This is a genomic window from Gordonia sp. GN26, from assembly GCF_054823965.1.
Genome location: NZ_JSYC01000040.1, coordinates 19751 through 41793 on the forward strand (window position 1 = coordinate 19751; position 22043 = coordinate 41793).

Sequence of the window (22043 nt, forward strand, 5' to 3'; positions counted from 1 at the left end):
TTCACGTCGCCGCCCTTCGAGGCTCGTCGCTATCGCTCCTCGCACCTCAGGGAGCAGAGGGCGGGAACACCAGCGCAGATCAGGACTTGTCGAGATACGCGATCTTCTGCGGGACCAGAATCCCGTCGACGAGATCGGCCAGCGGGCTGTGGTGCAGCAGCGTGATGTCCTCGCTCACGACCTCCTCGGCGAGTCCGCGCGCATCCTCGATGACCTCGACGTCCTCGAGCAGCGAGAGGAACCGCAGCGAGGTGTTGACACCGGATTGCAGCGAACCGAGCAGGTCGCCCTCGCGGCGTTGTTCGAGGTCGACGCGGGCGAGTTCGAAGCCGTCGTTCGATCCGGCGACCGCGCGCAGACGCTGCATCGACTGGGAGATCTCGTTGCTGTTGGTCATCAGCAGACACAGGCCTGCATGCTGGCCACGGCCGACGCGACCGCGCAGCTGATGGAGCTGACTGACTCCGAACCGCTCGGCGTCGACGATGACCATCGTGGTGGCGTTGGGGACGTCCACGCCGACCTCGATGACGGTGGTGGACACCAGGACATCGACCTCGCCGCGGCCGAACGCGTCCATGATCTCGGCCTTCTCCTCCGGCGCCAGACGGCCGTGCAGCATCTCGGCCCGGCGATGCGCGAACGGACCGGCCACGAGGGCCTCGTACTGCTCGACCACCGACGTCGTCTTCGGCCCCTTTTCGCCGTCGGGGCCGGGTTCGGGTTCCGGGGAGTCGTCGTCGCCGATACGTGAGCAGACCACGTAGACCTGGCGGCCGGCGTCGATCTCCTCGTTGGCTCGCGACCACACCCGGTCGACCCAGTTCTGCCGGCCCATCGGCACCACCGACGTCGAGATGGGTTGACGGCCGCGCGGCAGTTCACGCAGGACCGACGTCTCGAGGTCGCCGAAGGCGGTCATCGCGACGGTGCGCGGGATCGGGGTTGCGGTCATCACCAGGAAGTGCGGGATGCGACCGTCACGGCCCTTGTTGCGCAACACATCACGCTGTTCGACGCCGAAACGGTGCTGTTCGTCGATCACGACGAGGCCGAGGTCGAAGAACTCGACCTTCTCCTCCAGGAGGGCGTGGGTGCCGATGACGATTCCGGCAGTGCCGGTCACCACGTCGAGCAGCGTCTCGCGCCGACCCTTGGTCTTCATCGACCCGGTCAGCAGGGCGATCCGGGTCGCCCCCTCGGCCGCGGTCAGCTCGCCACCCTCGGCGAGGTCACCGAGCATCTTCTTCATCGTCCGGTGATGCTGTGCGGCAAGCACTTCGGTGGGAGCGAGGATGGCGCACTGGTATCCGTTGTCGACGACCCGCAGCATCGCGAGCAGGGAGACGAGGGTCTTACCGGAACCCACCTCGCCCTGCAGCAGTCGGGACATCGGTTGGGCGAGCGCGAGATCTGCGGCCAGTTCTTCCCCGACCGCGACCTGACCCTCGGTGAGCGTGAACGGAAGGCGCTCGCGCAGCTTGTCTTCGAGGCCGCCGGGCACGTGCGGGCACGGTGGCGCCGACTCGCTGCGACCCGCGAGGCGCCGCTGGGCGAGTACCGTCTGGATCGCCAGCGCCTCGTCGAATTTCAGCCGATGTGAGGCGACCTTCACGTCGTCCTCGGAGTCGGGTAGATGGATCTTGCGGATCGCCTCGTCGGTCGAGACGAGTCCGCGCTCTCGACGCTGTGCATCGGTCAACGCGTCGGGGATCGGCGCGCAGTGGTCCAGAACTCGCCGCACCGCACCGAGGATGTCCCAGGTCTGAACCTCTTTGGTGGCCGGGTACATCGGCAGGATCTCGCGGTCGAACATCGCGACGACCGGATGTACCCCCTGTTCTTTGGCGATCTCCTCCTCGACCGCGTACATCTCGGTCAGCATCTTGGAGCCGACGACATGGTCCTCGATCTCGGGGTCGCCGTCGGGCAGGATCATCCACTCCGGATGCGACAACTGGATCTGCTCGCGGAAGTACTTGACCGTCCCGGCCATCATCACCCGGGCGCCGGGGCGCAGCTGGTGCCGGATGAACTTCGGGTTGAAGAAGCTCGCCTCGTAGACCTCGTTGTCGTCGGTGACCTTGACCTTCAGGAACTGGCCGCGACGACTCTTCATCTGGATCAGGTCGGCCTTGGTGATCCGGCCGACGATGGTGAGCCACTCCCCCGGTTCGGGTCGCTGATGGTCGGCCACGAGACCCCGCCGGATGTACCGGCGCGGGGTGTAACGCAGCAGTTCGCCGACCGTGGTCACACCGAGCCCCGCGAGCTTCTCGGCAGGCTTGGCTCCGAGGACGTCGGACAGCGAATCCGCGAGGGCCAGTTCGTTCACTCCACACCCACCTGCAGCAGATCGCTGTGCTGCCCGGTCCGGTAGACCGCGAGCTCGATGCCCGGGTAGTTGCGGCGCATCTGTTCGCCGACGGCCTCGAGCGCGTCCTCGTCGACGTCGGTCCCGGCGAGCACGGTCACCAGTTCACCACCGGTCGCGAGCATCAGGTCGATCAGTGCGGTACCCGCGGAGGTCTGATCGGGCGCCACCACCAGGACGTCGTCGCCGATGAGTCCCAGGACATCCCCGACCTCCGACATTCCAGCCAGCGTCATCATCTTGGTGGTCGCGAGCTGCAGCGATCCCCACCGCGCACCGGCGGCGGCCTCGGCCATCGCGTAGGCGTCGACATCCGGGATCTCGCTCGGGTCGTGCACGGCGAGCGCGGCCAGGCACTGGGTCATCGACGACGTCGGGAGCATCAGCACCGACCGCTGCGTCGAACGCACGTCGGTGGTGACGGTGACGAGATCCTGAGAACTCAATGCGCCGTTGGCCATCACGACCACGTGCGCACTGTCGGTGTCGCGGATCGCCTGCCCCAACGCATGTGCGGTCAGTCCGTCGTCGGCGCGGAGTACGGTAGCCCCGGCCTCGGCGAAGAGGTCGGCAGCCCCCTCGCCGGATGCGACCGCGACCACCGCCCGCTTGTGCCGGGGCGGAGGCTCGTTCGAATCAGCTTGTGCGCGAATGGCATCCAGCGCGAAGCAGCTGATGCGTATGTCCGACAGGCGCCCCAGTCCCGCACCGGCCTCCACGGCGGCACCGGGTTCGCAGGTGTGGACGTGAACGGAGAATCGCTCGCCCTCGCCGCTCGAACTGTCGCCGACGATGACCACGGCGTCGCCGAGTTCGTTCAGCCGCTCGCGGAGTCGGGCGATCTGCTCACCGGCCGCGCCGTCGAGCAGGTACATGACCTCGAAGTCCTGATCGCTGCTCTCCACGCACGAGTCGTCGACCCCGTGTCCGAGGGTCGCGCTGTCGGTGAGGATGCCGCGGTAGCGGCGTCGGCGGTTGGCCACTCCGGTGATCACCCGGACCATCGCGTCGACGATGACGAGGAAACCGCGCCCGCCCGCGTCGACGACGCCCGCGGAGGCGAGCACCGACAACTGTTCCGGTGTGCGTTCGAGCGCCTCGGCGCAGTCGTCGGCGACGGCCCGGACGATGTCGGCGGCGGTCTCCTTCTCATGTGCGGCGGCCGACTCGGCGGCCACCCGCACGAGGGTCAGCACCGTGCCCTCGCGGGGCTCACTGACCGCGCGGGTCGCTGCGAGCGATCCCAGGCGCAGGCCGAGCGACGCCAGGTCACCGAACGTCAGGGAGTCGGTGTCGCCGAGGATCTCTGCGCCGTCGGCCAGGCCGACGAGAACCTGGGACAGGATGATGCCGGAGTTTCCGCGGGCCTGGGCCACCGCACCATCGGCCATCGCGCGGGCGACCTGCGGCAACGTCGCGTCATCCGGTGCCGCGTCGGCGGCCTCTGCGACAGCACGCATGGTGAAGAGCATGTTGCTGCCGGTATCCGAATCGGGGATCGGGAAGACGTTGAGGTCGTTGATCTCGCCGCGGAACTCCTCGAGCTGGTCGACACAGACACGGGCCCAGTCGCGCAGCAGCTGCGGGTTGATGGTGCGGGCGATCACGCGGTGACTCTTTCTCGCTCTGACGTGGGCATACGACGGGGCTGGGTCGCGGGCCGACGGGACCGGCTGGAAGGATGTGTGTCAGGTTACTCGGCGCCCCCGACGACCCGGGGACGTCCGCACCGCGGGATGGCGCCTTCCGACCCGGATTTGGTCACGCCCACCCGAGCTGGTTATCCTTGCAGGGTTGCCTTTCGGTCCACGCGCACACCTTCCGGTGGTGCCGATCCGGAAGGCTGACCAAAGACCATATTCATCTATCAAGGGAGTTCGACGATGGCTGCCGTCTGCGACATTTGCGGCAAGGGCCCGGGCTTCGGCAAGTCGGTGTCTCACTCGCACCGCCGTACCAACCGCCGCTGGAACCCGAACATCCAGTCTGTTCGCGTCGAGGTCGCCCCGGGCAACCGCAAGCGTAAGAACGTCTGCACCTCCTGCCTGAAGGCCGGCAAGACCGCAGCTGTCTGATCTTCCGTCACCCGCATACGGGTGATCCGGGGTTCCGAGAGCACAAGACCCGATGCCACCGAGCGCAAGCTCCCCGGCGTCGGGTCTTTGGTGTGCGCGGGATAATGTTTCGCGCATGACCTCCACGCAATCCCCTGCCACCGACACCACCCAGCCCGACGCCCCGGCTCTCGTCAATGAGGCCGACGGCGTCCTGACAATCGCGATTTCGGCTGCGGGCGCGGGCAACTCCCTCGACGACGACGGGATCGCCGCCGGCACCCAGGCGCTGCGCGAGGTGGCTCGTGGCCGTCGTGACGTGGGAGCGGTGTTGCTCGTCGGTCCGGGCAAGAACTTCTGTGCAGGCGGCAACGTCCGCGCTTTCGCCGCTGCCGACGACCGTCCCACCTACCTGCGCCAGATCGCCGACAACTTCCACGCCTTCGTCACGGCTCTGTACGAGGCCGAGATCCCGGTCGTCGCCGCCGCGAAGGGCTGGTCGGCCGGCGCCGGCATGTCGCTGGTCCTGCACGCCGACGTCGCGATCGGCGGCACCTCCTCCAAGCTGCGTCCCGCATACCGCGGCATCGGACTCACCCCCGACGGCGGGCTCACCTGGACCCTCCCCCGCGCCGTCGGCGCCGCCCGGGCCCGCCAGATCATCCTCACCGACCGCGTCCTCTCGGCCGACGACGCACTGAACTGGGGCATCTTCTCCGAAATCGTCGCCGACGAGGACGTCGAGGCCGTAGCACGCGCCAACGCCGAGAAGATCGCCGCGGGCCCCCGCTCCGCCGACTCGGGCACCAAGCGCCTGCTGTCGGTCTCGTCGGAGAACTCGCTTCTCGAACAGCTGGCCCTCGAAGGGCGGTCCATCTCCGAGCGTTCCGGACTGGCCGAGGGTATCGAAGGCGTCGACGCATTCGTCGGCAAGCGCGCGCCGGAGTTCGGCAAGACGCGCTGATCTCACCGCTGACCCGACCGCCCCGCTTCCGCGTGGAAGCGGGGCGGTTGTGTCATCAGGGCAGTCGCCAGTCCACCGGGTCGGCACCGAGGTCGGCGAGTTCTTCATTGGCCCGGCTGAACGGCCGCGATCCGAAGAAGCCGCGCGACGCGGACAACGGCGACGGGTGTGCGGAGACGATGGTCGGGACATCCGGCAGCCACTCCTGCAGCAAGGCGGCGTCCTTGCCCCAGAGGATCGCGACAAGCGGTTCGTCGCGGGCGACGAGTGCCTTGATCGCGCATTCGGTGACGGTTTCCCAGCCCTTCTTGCGGTGCGATGCGGGCTCCCCGGGCGCGACCGTCAGGACGCGGTTCAGCAGCAGCACGCCGTTGTCGGCCCAGGGGGTGAGGTCGCCGTTGCTCGGCATCGGATACCCGAGGTCGGAGCAGTACTCGGTGTAGATGTTGGCCAGCGATCGCGGGATCGGACGTACGTCGGGGGCCACGGAGAAGCTCAGTCCCACAGCGTGTCCCGGGGTCGGGTACGGGTCCTGCCCGACGATGAGCACGCGCACGTCGTCGATCGGCCGGGTGAAGGCCCGCAGGATGTGTTGCCCGGCGGGCAGATAGCGGCGTCCCTCGGCGATCTCGTTGCGCAGGAACTGGCCCATCTCGGTGATGATCGGCTCGACCGGGGCGAGGGCCTCGGCCCAGCCGGGGTCGATGATCTCGGCGAGCGGTTTGGTCGGTGCGGTCACTCCGGTCTCCCCATCGGTCCCATCGGTGTGGTCATTCGTGTCAGTCGAGTCGCCGCAGCGACTTGCGGTAGTACTGGGCGTTCTGGAAGTACATCTCGCTGTTGAGGTCGGTGTGGCCTTCGGGGACCTCGTAGTTCTCCCGCAGGCGGGCGGGCACGCCGAGAGCCATGCGGCGCGGCGGCACGTCGAACTTGAACGGGACGACGGCGCCGGCTCCGACGATCGCACCGTTGCCGATCGTCGAACCGTTGAGGACCACCGACCCGGAGGCGATGAGGCAGTCGTCGCCGATGGTCGCGCCCTCGATGTGCGCATTGTGTCCGACGACGCAGCGCGCACCGATCACGGTCGGTTCGAAGACGGTGCAGTGGATGACCGTGCCGTCCTGGATGTTGCTGCGCTCACCGATGGTGATGGTGCCGTAGTCGCCGCGCAGGACGGCCCCCGGCCACACCGAGACGCCGTCGCCGAGGGTGACGGCTCCGATCACCACCGCATCGGGATGGACATAGGTGTCATTGCCCAGAACGGGCTCGCGGTCGTCGAGTGCGTAGATCGCCATACCGAGACTCTAGCCACGTACCGACAGCGGTCCGAGCCCACCCGCGCCGGTCACACGCTCCAGGCCAGCCGAAACCGTTCGGTGAGCGCTTCGGGGGTGTGGTCCGGGATGTGGACGACCTCGTACCGGCGGACCGCCACGAGCGCATCGACCGCCGGGTCGCCCAGGATTCCGCGCAGCAGCGGCGACACGTCCATCCGATCGACGACTTCCCCCTGATCGGTGGAGAGCAGCGTTCGTTCCCCGGCTGCACGGGTGCGCGGGTCGACCCCGACCTCGGGCGGCAGGGTGGCCTCCCGCTCGATGCCGGCCGCTGCCGCGCCCAGGATGGCGGCCGTGGCGAAGTAGACGTTCGCCGACGGGTCGGTGATCTTCACCTCGACGTTGGCACCCCGCCCGCGAACATCCGATGTAACACCCTGCGCTCCAGTGACACTCGCGCTATGGGCCGAGTCCTGCCGGACCAGCCGCACCGCCGCTTCGCGGTTCTCCACACCCCAGCAGACGTGCGCACCCGCCCACTGACCGGGCAGCATGCGCAACCCGGACACCACCGACCCGCACAGCACTCCTTGCAGTTCCAGGAGCGCATCGACGATGCCGGCGAGTGCGTGCGCACCGTCGGGCGTCATCCCGGCGACGCCGGTTCCGCCGGAGAACAGAGGCCGATCCCCGCGGTGCAGCGAGACGTGTTGATGGGCACCGCATCCCGCTTCGTCGGCGAAGGGTTTCGGCGAGAAGCTCGCGCGCAGACCGTGTTTGCGGGCGATGCGACCGATGATGAGCCGCGTGAGCACGAGCCGATCGGCGGCGGTGACGGGGTCCGCCGGACCGAGCGAGACCTCGAACTGCCATCGCCCATGCTCCGGATGCAACTGTTCGACGGTGATGCCCGCGGCACGGCATGAGACGAGGACGTCCCGCACGAACTCCTCGTACTCCAGTAGTCCGACCGCGCCATACGGGGTCCACGGGGCGGACGGCAGCGGCGATCCGTCCGCGGCGACGAGAACGAACTCGAGTTCGTGGCCCACCATGGCGTGCAGACCGGCGTCGGCCAGTTCGGCGACGACACGTCGCAGGGTGCCACGGGCACACTGCGGCACCGGATCCCCGTTGAGGCCGAAGAACTCACCGGGCGCCCAACTCAGCGTCGCGTCCAGATCCACCCGCGCATCGAGATCGATCCGGATGCGCTGGTCCCCCACCACCCCGACCTCGTCGCTGAACGCGATCCCGGTCTGGTCGATCGCGAAGGCGTGCCACGACGGGCTGGCGCCGAGTCCCACCGATGCGAACGCCGGCACGCGTTCCGGGGTGACCGTCTTCGCCAGCGTCAGGCCGGCCGGGTTGACGACGGTCGCGAAGAGGATCGACGACGACGTGTCGCCGACGGAATCGGATCGCGAGCCCATGTCCACAGTGTCGTGGAGCGCGGCGGTCCCGGTGGCGGAACCGCACGGATTCGGCACATCATCCGCGCGGAGCGGCGAACGACTGCCACCCGTGCAGATCGGGCCCGTCGGGTCCGCCGACGCGCCGGCCGTCGACCCACACCTCCGGGGTCGACGACGTGGCCGCGCGGACCGATCCGATCACGGTCCAACCGTCGGGCACCGACGCGGCGTCGAAGGCCGCGAGCAGGTGATGATCCTCGCCACCCGTCAGAACCCATTCGTCCACATCGGCTCCGAGTTCCGTTGCCAGCCGGGCCAGATCGGGTCGTCGCGGCACCGCGTCGACCTCGACGACCATGGCCACCTCCGCGGCCCGCGACATGGTGATGAGCTCTTCGACGAGACCGTCGGAGATGTCGGTCATCGCATGCGCTCCGGAGGCGGCCGCGACGGGACCCTGGCTCAGGTCGGGCATCGGAACACGATGCAGGGCAACGACTTCGGGCCACCGCGAATCGTCGACGCCTGGCGTCGACAACACCGCCAACCCGGCAGCGCTCGCGCCCAGGGAACCACTCACGGCGAGCACGTCCCCGGGACGGGCGCCACCCAGGGACACCGGCCGTCGACCTTCGAGTGCCCCGACCGCGGTGACGCTCACGACCACCTGCTCCGCCGCCACCAGGTCCCCGCCGAGCACTCGTGCGCCCAGCGCATGGGCGGCGCCGACAACCCCGTCGTTGAGATCGAGGATGACGCCCACGGACGTCGCAGCCGGGCAGGCGATCGACACGACCAGTCCCGTCGTCCGGCCACCCATCGCGGCGACGTCGGCCGAGCTCTGGACCACCGCCCGCGCCCCGATCTGCTGCGGCGTCGACCAGTCGAACCGGAAATGCCGTCCCTCGACCACGGTGTCGGTGCTGATGACCGCCGAACCACCGATGTCGAGGACCGCCGCGTCGTCACCCGAACCGATCACGATGTCGTCGGCCGGTCCGGCTGCGGTCGCCGCCGCCGTGAGTGCGGCGATCACGGCCCGCTCGCCGATCTGCCCGACGGAGTCGGATCTGTCGATCCCGACGGAGTCGGACCTGTCCTTACCGACGGAGTCGGATCTGTTTGTGCCGACGTCGTCGGAGGTCACTTGTCGGGTCTCACTCTCGTCGTGTCCGGTTTGAGTCGCGCGTGAGCGGGTTTGTCGGTGACAATGTGTGCCACAGTGTATTGGGCTCACGGCGAACGGTGTTCGCCGCGCAGCGCCCATGGCCGCGGGATTCGACAGCCGCGTCGGCGATGGGGCACAAACGGAGAGGATGTCCGTGGTTCAGGCATACATACTGATCCAGACCGAGGTCGGGAGAGCCGCCCTGGCAGCGGCGACGATCGCCGAGATCTCGGGGGTCGCCTCGTCCGAGGAGGTCAGCGGACCCTATGACGTGATCGTCCGGGTGGATGCCGCCGATGCCACGCAGCTCACCGAGAACGTGGTCCCTCAGATCCAGAAGGTCGACGGGATCACCCGCACCCTGACCTGCCCGGTGGTCTCCAACACCCGCTAGTTCGGTTCTGCTGGTCCCGGCGTCGGCCCGGGCCCGGATGGCTCCTAATGTGGTGGGGTGACGTCAGCAGGTTCGGATGACACCCCACAGGATCCCGTGGACGACAAGGCGGACGACCCGGTCGCCGGCGCCCCTGCCGGTGATGATGACGCCGTGGCCACCGAGGACCCCACCACCGACGAGCGCTACGGCACCGATTCCCGGCTGAGTCCTGCACTCATCGCGACCCTCGTCGCCATCCCGATCATGGTGATCGCGGGGTTCATCGCGTTCGCCGCGCTGCGCCCCGATGCGGTGAACCCTGTCGAGTCCTATGCGGCCGACGGGAGCGCGTCGGCGGACTGCACGCGACTGCTCGAGGCGGTGCCGCAGACCTTCGAGGGATTCGGCGACAAGGAGATCTCCGGGGACCGGGCGACCTGGCCCGCGGAGGGATCCGGCGACGATCTGACGCTCCGCTGTGGCGTGACCCGGCCGGCGGAACTGTCCCCGACGAGCAACCTGCAGGAGATCCACGCCGCGGGCCAGGCCGGTGTGCAGTGGTTCATCACCGACACCGTCGACGGTTCCGGTCAGGCCTACGTGTGCGTCGACCATCGTCCCTACGTCGCGCTGTGGGTGCCGTCGAACGCCGGGAACGGTCCTATCACCGACATCTCGGGTCTCATCGACCAGACCCTCGATCGCGGCCCGCTCGACTTCGGCTGACCTGACGACGGATTCCGCGGACCGGTTCGAGGGCCTCAGTCCCGGTAGATCTCCGGCTTGGCTCTGCGGCCGAGCAGTGAATTGATGGCGTCGGCAACCGACTGCCCGTCGTGGCACACCTTGTGCACCGCATCCGTGAGCGGCATCGGGACCTGATGCTTCTCGGCGAGCGCGCGCACGGACGAACACGACTTCACACCCTCGGCGACCTGTCCGTTTGTTGCCGCTTGCGCCTCGGCCATCGTCGCCCCCTCGCCCAACCGGGCACCGAAGGTCCGGTTCCGCGACAGCGGGGACGAACAGGTCGCGACCAGGTCGCCCACACCCGCGAGTCCGGCGAGCGTCTCGATCTCTGCGCCGACGGCAACGCCGAGGCGGATGGTCTCGGCGAGACCGCGGGTGATGATCGTGGCGAGGGTGTTCTGGCCGAATCCGACGCCGCTGGCGATACCGCACGCCAGCGCGATCACGTTCTTGGCCGAGCCACCGATCTCGCAACCGATGACGTCGGTATTCGTGTAGGGGCGGAAGTAGCGCGTGCTGAAGGCGCTCTGCAGGGTGACCGCGCGGGATTCGTCGGTGCAGGCGATGACCGTCGCGGCGGGCTGCCCTTCGGCGACCTCGTGCGCGAGATTGGGCCCGGTGAGCACCGCGATCCGGTCGTCGGGAACGCCGGTGACCTCGGCGATGACCTCGCTCATCCGCAGCAGCGTGCTGGTCTCGATGCCCTTGGCGAGCGACACCAGCGACGCGTCGGAGCCGATGTGCGGGGTCCACTGTTTGAGGTTCTCCCGCAGGGACTGCGACGGCACCCCGCAGACGACGATGTCGGCGCCGTTCAGGGCCTCGACCGGGTCGCTGGTCGCAGTGAGTTCTCCGGGAAGCGTGATGTCCGACAAATAGTTCGGATTGACGTGTTCAGAGTTGATCGCATCGGCCAGTTCGGGGCGTCGTGCCCAGATGACCGTCTCGGTCCCTGCGTCGACGAGGACCTTCGCCACCGCCGTACCCCAGGAACCAGCACCCATGACCGCCGCGCGCACCGCACTCCTCCTGCCCCGGGTCCGTTTCACCGGACCGAACGACTACCAGCCCACCCTAATGCCACTTCACCGATGACCGACCCGGAATGTCACCCCCGGTCCGGCGGTGGACCATGATGGTCAGCATGGACCACAGCGCCGTCGACATGAGCGTCGACCTCAGCGCCGCCTCGGGTAGCCCCGCGGCCGGCGGGGCGACGGTCGCGGCCGTGCTGGCGGTCAAGAGTCTGCATCGCGCGAAGTCGAGGCTGGCGGCCACGTTGGCGACCGCCTTCGGCCACGACGATCCGACGACCCGTGGCTCGCTGGTCCTCGCGATGTTCCTCGACACCGTCGAGGCGCTGCGCGGTGCCGGCGTCTCGAGGGTCGTCGTCGTCAGTCCCGACGACGACGTACTCGCCGCCGCGCAGCGCGCGGGTACCCATGGACTGCCCGAGGTGGTCTCTCCGACCGCGGGCTCCGGACTCAACGCCGCCTTCGGTCACGGTGCGCGGTGGGCGCGGGAGACATGGCCCGATTCGACGCGGGTCGTGTTCGTCCAGGCCGATCTGCCCGCTGCGACGAGCGACTCGCTGCGCGAGGTGCTGCACGAGGCGCCCGCACATCGCCTCAGCTTCCTCACCGATCGCGACGGGAGCGGCACCGTCCTGCTGCACGGCACCTTCACCCCCGGTGACCCCGGAGCATTCGACGACGCACCGCGTTTCGGCCCCGGATCGGCGGCGGCGCACCGGGCCGCCGGTGCCGTCGAACTCGATCCCGCCCATACCCGGTGGACCGATCTGCGCACGGACGTCGACACCGCAACCGATCTCGACGCCGCCCGTGCACTCGGTCTCGGCCCCCACACCGCCGACGCGCTGCGTCGTCTGTGACGGTTGCTCTGCGCCACATCTGAGTGCGCTCGGTTTGCCTGTCGCACCATGCCGATTCGGACATCGTGCCGCCGGCACCGAGGTTCCGGCCTTCGACCCATGCCAAGCGCGGTGACTTTGGGCCATGATTGACGGGTGAGCCCTGCCGACGAGACCTCATCGACCACCACGACGGTCACGACCACGCCGATCCCCAACGCACCGCCGGCCGCAACCCTCGTCCCCGACGAGTCCGCGGATCTGCCCGAGGACCGGTACCTGAACCGCGAATTGAGTTGGCTCGACTTCAACTCCCGTGTGCTGGCCCTCGCGGAGGACACCTCGCTGCCGTTGCTCGAGCGCGCGAAGTTCCTCGCCATCTTCGCCTCCAACCTCGACGAGTTCTTCATGGTGCGGGTCGCCGGCCTGAAGCGTCGCGACGAGACGGGTCTGTCGGTCCGGTCCGCCGACGGGTTGTCCCCGCGCGAACAGTTGATGCGCATCGCCGGGCGCACACAGAGCATCGCCGACCGCCATGCCCGCGTCTTCCTGGACTCGGTCCGGCCGGCGTTGGCCGCCAACGACATCTATGTCGTCTCCTGGTCGCAGTTGACCGAAGAGCAGCGCGCCCGCATGATCGATTACTTCCAGGACGAGGTCTTCCCCGTGCTGACGCCGCTGGCGGTCGACCCGGCTCACCCGTTCCCCTACATCAGCGGCCTGTCGTTGAACCTCGCGGTAACAGTCAAGGACGTCACCGAGAGCGGCGAACACTTCGCGCGGGTGAAGGTCCCCGACAATGTGAACCGCTTCATCCGGGTCGATCAGCTGGTGCCCTACCGCGGCACCGACGACGGGAGCCCCAAACAGGCGGTGTTCCTCCCGATGGAGCACCTCATCGCCGCCAACCTGGGCACCCTGTTCCCGGGTATGGAAGTCGTTGAGCATCACGCCTTCCGGATCACCCGCAATGCCGACTTCGAGGTCGAGGAGGACCGCGACGAGGACCTCCTGCAGGCACTCGAGCGGGAACTCGCCCGACGCCGGTTCGGCTCGCCGGTACGACTCGAGGTCGCCGACGACATGAGCGAGCACATGCTCGAACTGCTGCTGCGCGAACTCGACGTGAACCCCGCCGACGTGATCCAGGTGCCCGGTCTGCTCGACCTGTCTTCGCTTTTCGAGCTATACGACCTCGACCGGCCGCATCTGAAGGACCGCCCGTTCGTGCCGGGCACCCATCCGGCGTTCGGCGAGCGGGAGACGCCCAAGAGCGTCTTCTCGACGCTGCGCGAGGGCGACGTCCTCGTGCACCATCCCTACGATTCCTTCTCGACGAGCGTGCAGCGGTTCATCGAACAGGCCGCGGCCGACCCCCAGGTCCTCGCGATCAAGCAGACGCTCTACCGCACCTCGGGCGATTCCCCGATCGTCAACGCGCTCATCGACGCCGCCGAGGCCGGCAAGCAGGTCGTGGCGCTGGTGGAGATCAAGGCCCGCTTCGACGAGCAGGCCAACATCAAGTGGGCCCGCCAGCTCGAGCAGGCGGGAGTGCACGTCGTCTACGGACTCGTGGGTCTCAAGACGCACTGCAAGACATGTCTGGTGGTGCGGCGCGAGGGCTCGACGATCAAGCGGTACTGCCACATCGGCACCGGCAACTACAACCCGAAGACCGCGCGGTTGTACGAGGACGTGGGCCTGCTGACTGCCGCTCCCGACATCGGTGCGGACCTGACCGACCTGTTCAACACGCTGACCGGTTACTCCCGCAAGAAGGAGTACCGGAACATCCTCGTTGCCCCCCAGGGCATCCGGGCGGGGATCATCAAGCGCATCCACCGCGAGATCGAGTTGTTCCGCGCGGGCGACGACCGTGCCCGCGTGCAGCTGAAGGCGAACGCACTGGTCGACGAACAGGTGATCGACGCGCTGTATCGTGCGTCGCAGAACGGGGTTCCGGTCGACGTGGTGGTCCGCGGCATCAGCGCGCTGCGCCCGGGGATGGAAGGTGTCAGCGACAACATCCACGTCCGGTCGATCCTCGGCCAGTTCCTCGAGCACTCCCGGATTCTGCATTTCGGTGCCCAGAACGAGTATTGGATCGGCAGCGCCGACATGATGCACCGCAATCTCGATCGCCGCGTCGAGGTGATGGTGAACGTGCGCGACAAACGCCTCGCCGGCGAGCTCGGCGACATCTTCGCCTCGGCGCTCGACCCCCGTACCCGTTGCTGGGTCCTGCAGACCGACGGCAGCTGGGTGGCCTCCCCCGCCGCCGGTGAAGAGGTCCGCGATCACCAACGGCAGATGATGCGCCGCAATCGTCGTCGGCCGGAGACCAATTCGTGACCGGCCGGCCTGGGCGCTCCTTCCAGATGGTGATCACCGATGGGTAAGAACTCGCCGAAGAACGTGTGGGCCGCGGGCGCCGTGGTCTGGCGTCCGGGGACATCGGGCTCGACGGCGACGGAGGACGTGGAGATCGCCGTCGTCCACCGGCCGCGCTACGACGACTGGACGATCCCCAAGGGCAAAGGCGAGTCGGGCGAGACCCTCGTCGACACCGCGGTCCGCGAGATCGCCGAGGAGACCGGACAACACGTCGTCCTCGGGCGGCACCTGGGCGATATCCACTACGACGTCGACGCGGGCCGCAAGCACGTACGCTACTGGTCGGCGCGCGGCAGCGACGCCGGCTTCACTCCGGACGACGAAGTCGACGAATTGCGCTGGCTCACGGTCGAGAAGGCGCGTGAGACGCTGAGCCACGAGCTGGATCGTCAGGTCCTGCGGGAGTTCACGCGGCTACCGGCCGATCTGCACACCCTGCTTCTGGTGCGTCATGCCAAGGCGGGTCGACGTTCTCAGTACAAGGGTGACGACCGCCTCCGCCCGCTCGACGCCGTGGGCCGCACGCAGGCGGCGGCCCTCGTCCCACTCCTGCTGGCCTTCGGCGCCCGACGGGTCCACGCCGCGGATCGAGTGCGCTGCGAGCAGACGCTCGAACCTCTCCGGGCCGGCCTCGAGGTCGAGGTACGGAGCGAACCGGACCTCTCCGAAGAGGCCTATCGCGCCAATCCGGCGGCGGCACAACGCCGCATCAGGGAGCTGGCCGCGGAGACGCCGGACCCATCGGCCGTCTGCAGCCAGGGGAAGGTGATCCCACCGCTCATGGAATGGTGGGCCGAGCGGGACGGGATCTCGCTGCCGAAGGCGTCCAACCGCAAGGGCAGCGTATGGGTCTGCTCGCTACACGACGGTCGGCTCGTGGCGGCCGATCACATCGCGAGTCCCCTGCCCCCGGAGTGAACACCGGGCGCTGAGTACCCCGGACACAGATCAACCCCTGATGGGGAAGTCACCAGGGGTTGATCTGAGAGGTTTGCCCTGACCGGGCCGGTTTTCAGCGACGCGTCGACTTCTTGGCCGGAGCCTTCTTCGCCGCAGTCTTCTTGGCCGGAGCCTTCTTTGCGGCGGTCTTCTTGGCCGGAGCAGCCTTCTTGGCCGCGGTGGTCTTCTTTGCCGCGGTCGTCGTCTTCTTGGCTGCGGTCTTCTTCGCCGGCGTGGTCTTCTTGGCCGCGGTGGTCTTCTTCGCCGCCGTGGTCTTCTTCGCCGGGGTGGCCTTCTTGGCTGCGGTCTTCTTCGCCGGGGTGGCCTTCTTGGCCGCGGTCTTCTTCGCCGGAGCAGCCTTCTTGGCCGCGGTGGTTCCGCTGCCGCGCTTCACAGCCGGACCGTTGGCGGCAAGCTTCTGCTTACCGGCCACGACGGCCTTGAACTGAGCGCCCGGACGGAACGCGGGAACCGAAGTAGCACGGACCTTCACGGTTTCACCGGTGCGCGGGTTGCGCGCGACGCGCGGTGCGCGCTTCCGCTTCTCGAAGACGCCGAAGCCGGTGATCGTCACGCTCTCGCCCTTGTTGACCGCGCGAACGATCGTGTCGACGACGAGCTCGACGGCTTCAGTCGCAGTCTTGCGATCCGCGTCGAGCTTCTTGGTCAGCTCATCAATGAGCTCCGCCTTGTTCATGAGTACCTCCGCAAGCTGATCTGGCCGATTTTCGGCCAGCTACCAACACACGGTAAACGTCGAATTTGAAAACGTCCATCTTCCACGCCAATTAAGACGCCGTGTTGCGAAATCGCATGTCAGCTCACAAGGTCTCCGCTTCGGCGGGACCCGGCCGTCCGCGCGGCCGAAAAGGGGTCTCGGGTCAGTCCGCGAGGGTCCTCGGTTTGAACGACGGGCGCTTCGATTCGTACTCGGAAATCGCGTCTACCTGGCGCAACGTCAATCCGATGTCGTCGAGACCCTCCATCAGGCGCCACCGCGTGTAGTCATCAATTGCCAACGGCACCACGAGGTCTCCGGCGGTGACGGTCTTATCGACAAGGCTCACCGTGATTTCCATCCCGGGATTCTCCTCGAGACGCTTCCACAGCAGCTCGACGTCGGCCTGCTCGACCTGGGCGGCGACGAGACCCGCCTTGCCCGCGTTCCCGCGGAAGATGTCGGCGAAACGAGACGAGATCACCACGCGGAACCCGAAATCGGACAGTGCCCACACGGCGTGCTCGCGCGAGGAGCCGGTGCCGAAGTCCGGACCGGCGACGAGCACCGAGCCGTTGCTCCACGGCTCGTTGTTGAGGATGAAGTCCGGATCCGTGCGCCATCCGGCGAACAGGCCGTCCTCAAAGCCCGTGCGGGTCACGCGCTTCAGGTACTCGGCCGGGATGATCTGGTCGGTGTCGACGTTGCTGCGGCGCAGCGGGACGCCAATGCCCGTGTGTTCGGTGAACGGCTGCATTTCAAAGCCCCTGTTCGGAAGTTGTCTGGAATGTGGTCTGGGGGTTACTCAACCGAGATCGGCCGGAGCGGCCAGCGTCCCGCGGATCGCGGTGGCGGCTGCGACGGCCGGCGACACCAGGTGGGTACGTCCGCCCTTGCCCTGCCGCCCTTCGAAATTGCGATTCGACGTCGAGGCGCAACGCTCGCCGGGGGCGAGCTGATCCGGGTTCATTCCCAGGCACATCGAGCAACCGGCCTGACGCCACTCGGCGCCGGCGTTCAGGAAGATCTCCCCGAGACCTTCTTCCTCGGCCTGGGCGCGCACCCGCATCGAGCCGGGCACGATGAGCATCCGCATGCCGTCGGCGAGCTTGCGCCCCTTGAGGACGTCGGCGACCGCGCGCAGATCCTCGATACGGCCGTTGGTGCACGATCCGACGAAGACCGTGTCGACCTTGATGTCACGCAACGGGGTACCGGGCTTCAGATCCATGTACTCCAGAGCCTTGGCGGCGGCGCTCGACGCGACCTCGTCACCGAAATCGGCGGGGTTCGGAACAGTCGATCCCAGCGGGGCACCCTGCCCAGGGTTGGTCCCCCAGGTGACGAACGGGGTCAACTCACTGGCGTCGATGTGGACCTCGGCGTCGAAAACGGCGTCCTCGTCGGTGCGCAGGCTGTCCCAATAGGCAACAGCCGCATCCCATTCGGCACCCTTCGGGGCGTGCGGACGACCCTTGAGGAACTCGTAGGTGACCTCGTCGGGGGCGATCATGCCGGCGCGGGCGCCGGCCTCGATCGACATGTTGCACACGGTCATCCGGGCTTCCATCGACAGCTTGCGGATCGCCTCGCCGCGGTACTCGAGGACGTATCCCTGCCCGCCGCCGGTGCCGATCTTCGCGATGATCGCCAGGATCAGGTCCTTGGCCGTGACGCCGGGCGGCAGTTCACCGTCGACGTTGATCGCCATCGTCTTGAACGGCCGCAACGAAAGCGTCTGCGTCGCGAGGACGTGCTCGACCTCGCTGGTGCCGATGCCCATGGCGATCGAACCAAAGGCGCCGTGGGTGGCCGTGTGACTGTCACCGCACACCACGGTCATACCGGGCTGCGTCAGACCCAGCTGCGGACCGACGACATGCACGATGCCCTGCTCGGTGTCACCCATCGGGTGCAACCGGACACCGAACTCCTCGCAGTTCTTGCGGAGGGTGTCGACCTGGGTGCGCGACACCGGATCGGCGATCGGCTTGTCGATGTCGATCGTCGGGACGTTGTGGTCCTCGGTGGCGATCGTCAGGTCGAGACGCCGCACGGGGCGTCCCGCCAACCGGAGGCCGTCGAAGGCCTGCGGACTGGTTACCTCGTGCACGAGATGGAGGTCGATGTAGATCAGGTCCGGATTCCTGGTTCCGGACGCATCTGCTTCACCGGGCACGACAACGTGGTCGCGCCAGACCTTCTCGGCGAGAGTAAGCGGCTGGGCTGGGCTGTTGCTCATGGCTGCACTCGATATCTTCTCGGGTTCGGCGGACGGTGCACGCCCATCTCACGATGAAAACGTGCATCTCACTATTTGGACAGCTAGTATCGTCCTATGGGAAAGGATAGCGCATTCGGGGTCAGCAGCGGAATCGGCGTACTCGACAAATCCGTGGCTGTGCTCCATGCCATTGCGGACGCCCCGTGCAACCTCTCGGAGCTGTGCGAGCGCACCGGGCTCCCCCGCGCCACAGCCCACCGCCTGGCGGTCGGCCTCGAGACACACCGATTCCTCGCACGTGACATCACCGGTCGCTGGCAGCCGGGACCAGCACTCGGCGAACTCGCCGCATCCGCCCATGATCCCGTGACCGAGTCGGCCCTGATGGTCCTTCCCCGACTCCGCGACATCACCGGCGAATCCGTTCAGGTCTACCGCCGCGAGGGCGCCGAGCGGGTGTGCGTCGCAGCGATGGAACCGCCCACCGGACTCCGCGACACCGTGCCCGTCGGAACACGCTTCCCGATGAGCGCCGGCTCCGCGGCCAAGGTCCTGCTCGCCTGGGCCGACCCCGCGACGCAGCGCGCCCTCTTGCACGACAGCGTCTTCAGCGAGCGGGCACTGCACGAGATCCGACGCCGCGGCTGGGCCCAGAGTGCCGGCGAACGCGCCGCGGGCGTGGCGAGCGTCTCGGCGCCCGTGCGCGACGGCAACGGCGACGTCGTCGCGGCGATCTCGGTGTCCGGACCCATCGACCGCATGGGCCGACGCCCGGGCGCCCGCTGGGCCGCCGATCTCCTCGCCGCCGCCGACGCGATCCACAAGCGGCTGCAGACCTCCCGCGCTTGAGCCACCGTCACTGCCGATCCCCATCGTGACCGTTCCGTGCGACGGGTCCGTCGGATAGCTTCGTCACATGGGAGTCAACCAACGCAACCAGATCGTCATGTCCGACGCCGAGATCGAGGAATTCGTCGCGCGCAGCCGCACGGCCACCCTCGCCACCACGGGCCCCGACGGCGGTATCCACCTCGTCGCCATGTGGTACGGCGTCATCGACGGCGAGATCTGGTTCGAGACGAAGTCCAAGTCGCAGAAGGCGGTCAACCTTCGCCGCAACAACCGATGCACCGTGATGATCGAGGACGGCGACACCTACGACACATTGCGCGGCGTCTCCTTCGAGGGGACCGCCGAGATCCTCGACGACCCAGACTCATGCCTGAAGGTCGGGATCAGCGTCTGGGAGCGCTACACGGCCCCTTACACCGAGGAATCGCGCCCCTTCGTCGAGCAGATGATGCACAAGCGCGTGGCGGTCCGTCTGGTGCCCTCACGCATCCGCTCGTGGGATCACCGCAAGCTCGGCATCCCGGAGATGCCGGCGTCGGGAAGTACCGCCCAGTACCTGTAACCCGACCGACGAAACCGACAGCTCGCCCGTGTAGCGATCATCACATCGCGACGCGGGCGAGTTCGTCTGCCGCGCAAAGAAAAACACCCTCCCTCTGCTGGACAGAGGGAGGGTGTTCGCGTAGCCCCGACGGGATTCGAACCCGCGCTACCGCCTTGAGAGGGCGGCGTCCTAGGCCGCTAGACGACGGGGCCTTGGAACTTTCCGGCGAACCAGACCTTAACACGGGTCCGGCCGCACTCACCTTGCAGTGAAAAACTCCCCCGTCCTGCGCGAGCAGGAAGAGGGAGCTTCTGTAGCCCCGACGGGATTCGAACCCGCGCTACCGCCTTGAGAGGGCGGCGTCCTAGGCCGCTAGACGACGGGGCCAAAGGAACTTCCAGCGATCGAACCTCACGGATTCGATCTTCTTCAGTTCGCTGGGGTACCAGGACTCGAACCTAGAATGGCGGTACCAGAAACCGCTGTGTTGCCAATTACACCATACCCCATGGACTTCCTTTTCCCTGAGGAAAAGTGCCGAGAAAGACGATAGCAAAGGGTTGCCGGAAGTCCATAAACGTGCAGTTCAGAGGGCTATTTGGCGGCGATCTCGCGTGCCGCGGACAGCCGCGCGAGGGTCTTGTCGCGACCCAGGATCTCCATCGACTCGAAGAGCGGCGGACTCACCTGCGAACCGGTGACGGCGACGCGCACCGGACCGAACGCCTTACGCGGCTTGAGCTCCATACCGTCCACCAGCGCCGCGTTGAGGGCGTCCTGCAGCTCCTGGGTGGTCCAGGAGGCCAACGGCTCGATGGCGGCGATCGTGGCGTCCAGAACGGCCACTGCGTCGGCACCCAGGTTCTTGCTCGCGGCCTTCTCGTCGATCGTGAACTCGTCGTCGGAGACGTAGACGAACTTGATGAGGTCCCAGGCGTCGCCGAGGACCTGGATGCGCGTCTGGACCAACTCGGCGAGTGCGGCGAAACTCACATCGTCGACCGGCTCCGACAGGTGCCCGTGGCCGATCAGGAACTCCCTGAGACGGGCGGTGAAGTCACCGGTTTCGAGCCGGCGGATGTGCTCGGCGTTGATCGCGTCGGCCTTCTTCTGGTCGAAGCGGGCCGGATTCGAATTCACCTGTCGCACATCGAAAGCCGCGATCATCTCGTCGAGTGAGAAGACGTCGGTGTCGTGGGAGTAACCCCACCCGAGGAGCGCGAGGTAGTTCAGCAGACCCTCCGGGATGAACCCGCGGTCGCGGTGATGGAAGAGGTTCGACTGGGGGTCGCGCTTGGACAGCTTCTTGTTGCCCTCGCCCATCACGAACGGCAAATGGGCGAACTTCGGCACGAAGTCGGCGACGCCGATGCGGATGAGCGCCTCATACAGCGCGAGCTGCCGCGGCGTCGACGAGAGCAGGTCCTCCCCACGCAGGACGTGGGTGATCTTCATCATGGCGTCGTCGACCGGGTTGACCAACGTGTACAGCGGGTCGCCCGATGCGCGGGTCAGCGCGAAATCGGGAACGGTGCCGGCCTTGATCGTCGTCGTGCCGCGGACGAGGTCATCCCAGGTGAGATCGGTGTCCGGCATGCGCAGGCGCACAACCGGTTTGCGACCCTCGGCGCGGTAGGCCTCCCGCTGCTCGTCGGTGAGGTCCCGGTCGAAGTTGTCGTAACCGAGCTTGGGATCGCGGCCGGCCGCCTTGTGCCGCGCCTCGACCTCCTCAGGGGTGGAGAAGGCCTCGTAGGCCTCCCCCGCCTCGAGCAGACGTGCCACGACGTCGGCGTGGATCTCACGCCGCTCCGACTGGCGGTAGGGGCCGTACGGGCCACCGACCTCGGGGCCCTCGTCCCAGTCCATCCCGAGCCAACGCAGGGCATCGAGGATCGCCTGGTACGACTCCTCGCTGTCGCGCGACGAGTCGGTGTCCTCGATGCGGAACACGAAGGTTCCACCGTCGTGACGCGCCTGGGCATAGTTGAACAGCGCGGTCCGCACGAGTCCCACATGGGGTGTACCGGTCGGGGACGGACAGAATCGGACTCGTACGGCTTCACTACTGGTCATGACCTTCAGGGTATCGAAACCGCCTTAGGCCCTGACCGGCGC

Annotated in this window: 20 protein-coding genes and 3 tRNA genes; 9 read left to right on the top strand and 14 right to left on the bottom strand. The window is 67.5% G+C overall.

The annotated features are described in order from the left end of the window. Positions 1-79 precede the first annotated feature (79 nt). Positions 80-2335, bottom strand: coding sequence for an ATP-dependent DNA helicase RecG (recG, locus tag OK17_RS10930; protein WP_461417451.1), 2256 nt, complete (start codon positions 2333-2335; stop codon positions 80-82). Further along, positions 2332-3981: a DAK2 domain-containing protein gene (locus tag OK17_RS10935; protein ID WP_154884970.1), complete on the bottom strand. Its 1650-nt coding sequence runs from the start codon at positions 3979-3981 to the stop codon at positions 2332-2334. Before OK17_RS10935 ends, recG begins: the two co-directional genes overlap by 4 nt. A gap of 276 nt (positions 3982-4257) precedes the next feature. On the opposite strand from OK17_RS10935, the gene rpmB reads away from it, so the two are divergent. Both rpmB and OK17_RS10945 read left to right on the top strand, forming a co-directional pair. Beyond that, positions 4258-4449, top strand: a complete 192-nt coding sequence (gene rpmB, locus OK17_RS10940) for a 50S ribosomal protein L28 (RefSeq protein ID WP_004023092.1) — start codon at positions 4258-4260, stop codon at positions 4447-4449. A 115-nt stretch (positions 4450-4564) separates the two neighbouring features. Beyond that, positions 4565-5392 (top strand): enoyl-CoA hydratase/isomerase family protein, encoded by an 828-nt coding sequence (locus OK17_RS10945; RefSeq protein WP_461417452.1) that lies wholly within the window; start codon positions 4565-4567, stop codon positions 5390-5392. Positions 5393-5447: 55 nt separating this feature from the next. Here OK17_RS10945 and OK17_RS10950 read toward each other — a convergent pair whose 3' ends face one another. Genes OK17_RS10950 through OK17_RS10965 form a run of 4 tightly spaced genes read right to left on the bottom strand, consistent with a single transcriptional unit; the run spans position 5448 to position 9237 of the window. After that, entirely contained in the window at positions 5448-6131 is a 684-nt protein-coding gene (locus OK17_RS10950; RefSeq protein ID WP_461417453.1) for a uracil-DNA glycosylase, read from the bottom strand. Between the two features lie 40 nt (positions 6132-6171). After that, positions 6172-6693: a gamma carbonic anhydrase family protein gene (locus OK17_RS10955; protein ID WP_232716158.1), complete on the bottom strand. Its 522-nt coding sequence runs from the start codon at positions 6691-6693 to the stop codon at positions 6172-6174. 50 nt (positions 6694-6743) lie between these two features. Then, complete coding sequence (locus OK17_RS10960) at positions 6744-8108, bottom strand: type I glutamate--ammonia ligase (RefSeq protein ID WP_461417454.1); 1365 nt, start codon at positions 8106-8108, stop codon at positions 6744-6746. Positions 8109-8166: 58 nt separating this feature from the next. Next, positions 8167-9237, bottom strand: coding sequence for a thiamine-phosphate kinase (locus OK17_RS10965; RefSeq protein ID WP_461417455.1), 1071 nt, complete (start codon positions 9235-9237; stop codon positions 8167-8169). Between the two features lie 169 nt (positions 9238-9406). Here OK17_RS10965 and OK17_RS10970 point away from each other — a divergent pair, with 169 nt between their 5' ends. After that, a complete protein-coding gene (locus tag OK17_RS10970) occupies positions 9407-9652 on the top strand; it encodes an Lrp/AsnC ligand binding domain-containing protein (protein ID WP_006865726.1) in 246 nt (81 codons plus the stop codon). Between the two features lie 57 nt (positions 9653-9709). Then, positions 9710-10360 carry a DUF3515 domain-containing protein gene (locus OK17_RS10975; protein WP_461417456.1) on the top strand — a complete coding sequence of 217 codons (651 nt, stop codon included), beginning with the start codon at positions 9710-9712 and terminating at the stop codon, positions 10358-10360. 35 nt (positions 10361-10395) lie between these two features. On the opposite strand, the gene OK17_RS10980 is transcribed toward OK17_RS10975, so the two are convergent. Continuing rightward, positions 10396-11403, bottom strand: a complete 1008-nt coding sequence (locus OK17_RS10980) for an NAD(P)H-dependent glycerol-3-phosphate dehydrogenase (RefSeq protein ID WP_461417457.1) — start codon at positions 11401-11403, stop codon at positions 10396-10398. Positions 11404-11528: 125 nt separating this feature from the next. Here OK17_RS10980 and cofC point away from each other — a divergent pair, with 125 nt between their 5' ends. The 3 genes from cofC to OK17_RS10995 all read left to right on the top strand — a co-directional run bounded on the left by cofC (position 11529) and on the right by OK17_RS10995 (position 15569). Beyond that, positions 11529-12278, top strand: a complete 750-nt coding sequence (gene cofC, locus OK17_RS10985; RefSeq protein ID WP_461417458.1) for a 2-phospho-L-lactate guanylyltransferase — start codon at positions 11529-11531, stop codon at positions 12276-12278. 135 nt (positions 12279-12413) lie between these two features. Continuing rightward, the gene (locus OK17_RS10990; protein WP_461417459.1) at positions 12414-14609 is read left to right on the top strand and encodes an RNA degradosome polyphosphate kinase; all 2196 of its coding nucleotides are present in this window, start codon (positions 12414-12416) and stop codon (positions 14607-14609) included. Positions 14610-14648: 39 nt separating this feature from the next. Further along, entirely contained in the window at positions 14649-15569 is a 921-nt protein-coding gene (locus OK17_RS10995; RefSeq protein WP_461417460.1) for an NUDIX hydrolase, read from the top strand. Positions 15570-15663: 94 nt separating this feature from the next. On the opposite strand, the gene OK17_RS11000 is transcribed toward OK17_RS10995, so the two are convergent. The 3 genes from OK17_RS11000 to leuC form a co-directional block, all read right to left on the bottom strand. Then, positions 15664-16287 carry an HU family DNA-binding protein gene (locus OK17_RS11000; protein ID WP_461417461.1) on the bottom strand — a complete coding sequence of 208 codons (624 nt, stop codon included), beginning with the start codon at positions 16285-16287 and terminating at the stop codon, positions 15664-15666. A gap of 184 nt (positions 16288-16471) precedes the next feature. Further along, positions 16472-17065, bottom strand: coding sequence for a 3-isopropylmalate dehydratase small subunit (gene leuD / locus OK17_RS11005; RefSeq protein ID WP_232716148.1), 594 nt, complete (start codon positions 17063-17065; stop codon positions 16472-16474). Between the two features lie 48 nt (positions 17066-17113). Continuing rightward, positions 17114-18550 carry a 3-isopropylmalate dehydratase large subunit gene (gene leuC, locus OK17_RS11010; RefSeq protein WP_232716147.1) on the bottom strand — a complete coding sequence of 479 codons (1437 nt, stop codon included), beginning with the start codon at positions 18548-18550 and terminating at the stop codon, positions 17114-17116. A gap of 96 nt (positions 18551-18646) precedes the next feature. Here leuC and OK17_RS11015 point away from each other — a divergent pair, with 96 nt between their 5' ends. Both OK17_RS11015 and OK17_RS11020 read left to right on the top strand, forming a co-directional pair. Further along, positions 18647-19381 (top strand): IclR family transcriptional regulator, encoded by a 735-nt coding sequence (locus OK17_RS11015; protein ID WP_119032782.1) that lies wholly within the window; start codon positions 18647-18649, stop codon positions 19379-19381. Between the two features lie 67 nt (positions 19382-19448). After that, positions 19449-19946 carry a PPOX class F420-dependent oxidoreductase gene (locus tag OK17_RS11020; protein WP_119032783.1) on the top strand — a complete coding sequence of 166 codons (498 nt, stop codon included), beginning with the start codon at positions 19449-19451 and terminating at the stop codon, positions 19944-19946. Between the two features lie 121 nt (positions 19947-20067). Here the strand turns inward: OK17_RS11020 and OK17_RS11025 are convergent. The 4 genes from OK17_RS11025 to gltX all read right to left on the bottom strand — a co-directional run bounded on the left by OK17_RS11025 (position 20068) and on the right by gltX (position 22001). Next, positions 20068-20140: transfer RNA gene (locus OK17_RS11025), tRNA-Glu, on the bottom strand. 102 nt (positions 20141-20242) lie between these two features. Beyond that, positions 20243-20315: transfer RNA gene (locus tag OK17_RS11030), tRNA-Glu, on the bottom strand. A 50-nt stretch (positions 20316-20365) separates the two neighbouring features. Then, a tRNA-Gln gene (locus OK17_RS11035) sits at positions 20366-20437 on the bottom strand. An 85-nt stretch (positions 20438-20522) separates the two neighbouring features. Beyond that, complete coding sequence (gene gltX, locus OK17_RS11040) at positions 20523-22001, bottom strand: glutamate--tRNA ligase (RefSeq protein WP_461417462.1); 1479 nt, start codon at positions 21999-22001, stop codon at positions 20523-20525. Positions 22002-22043: the final 42 nt, after the last annotated feature.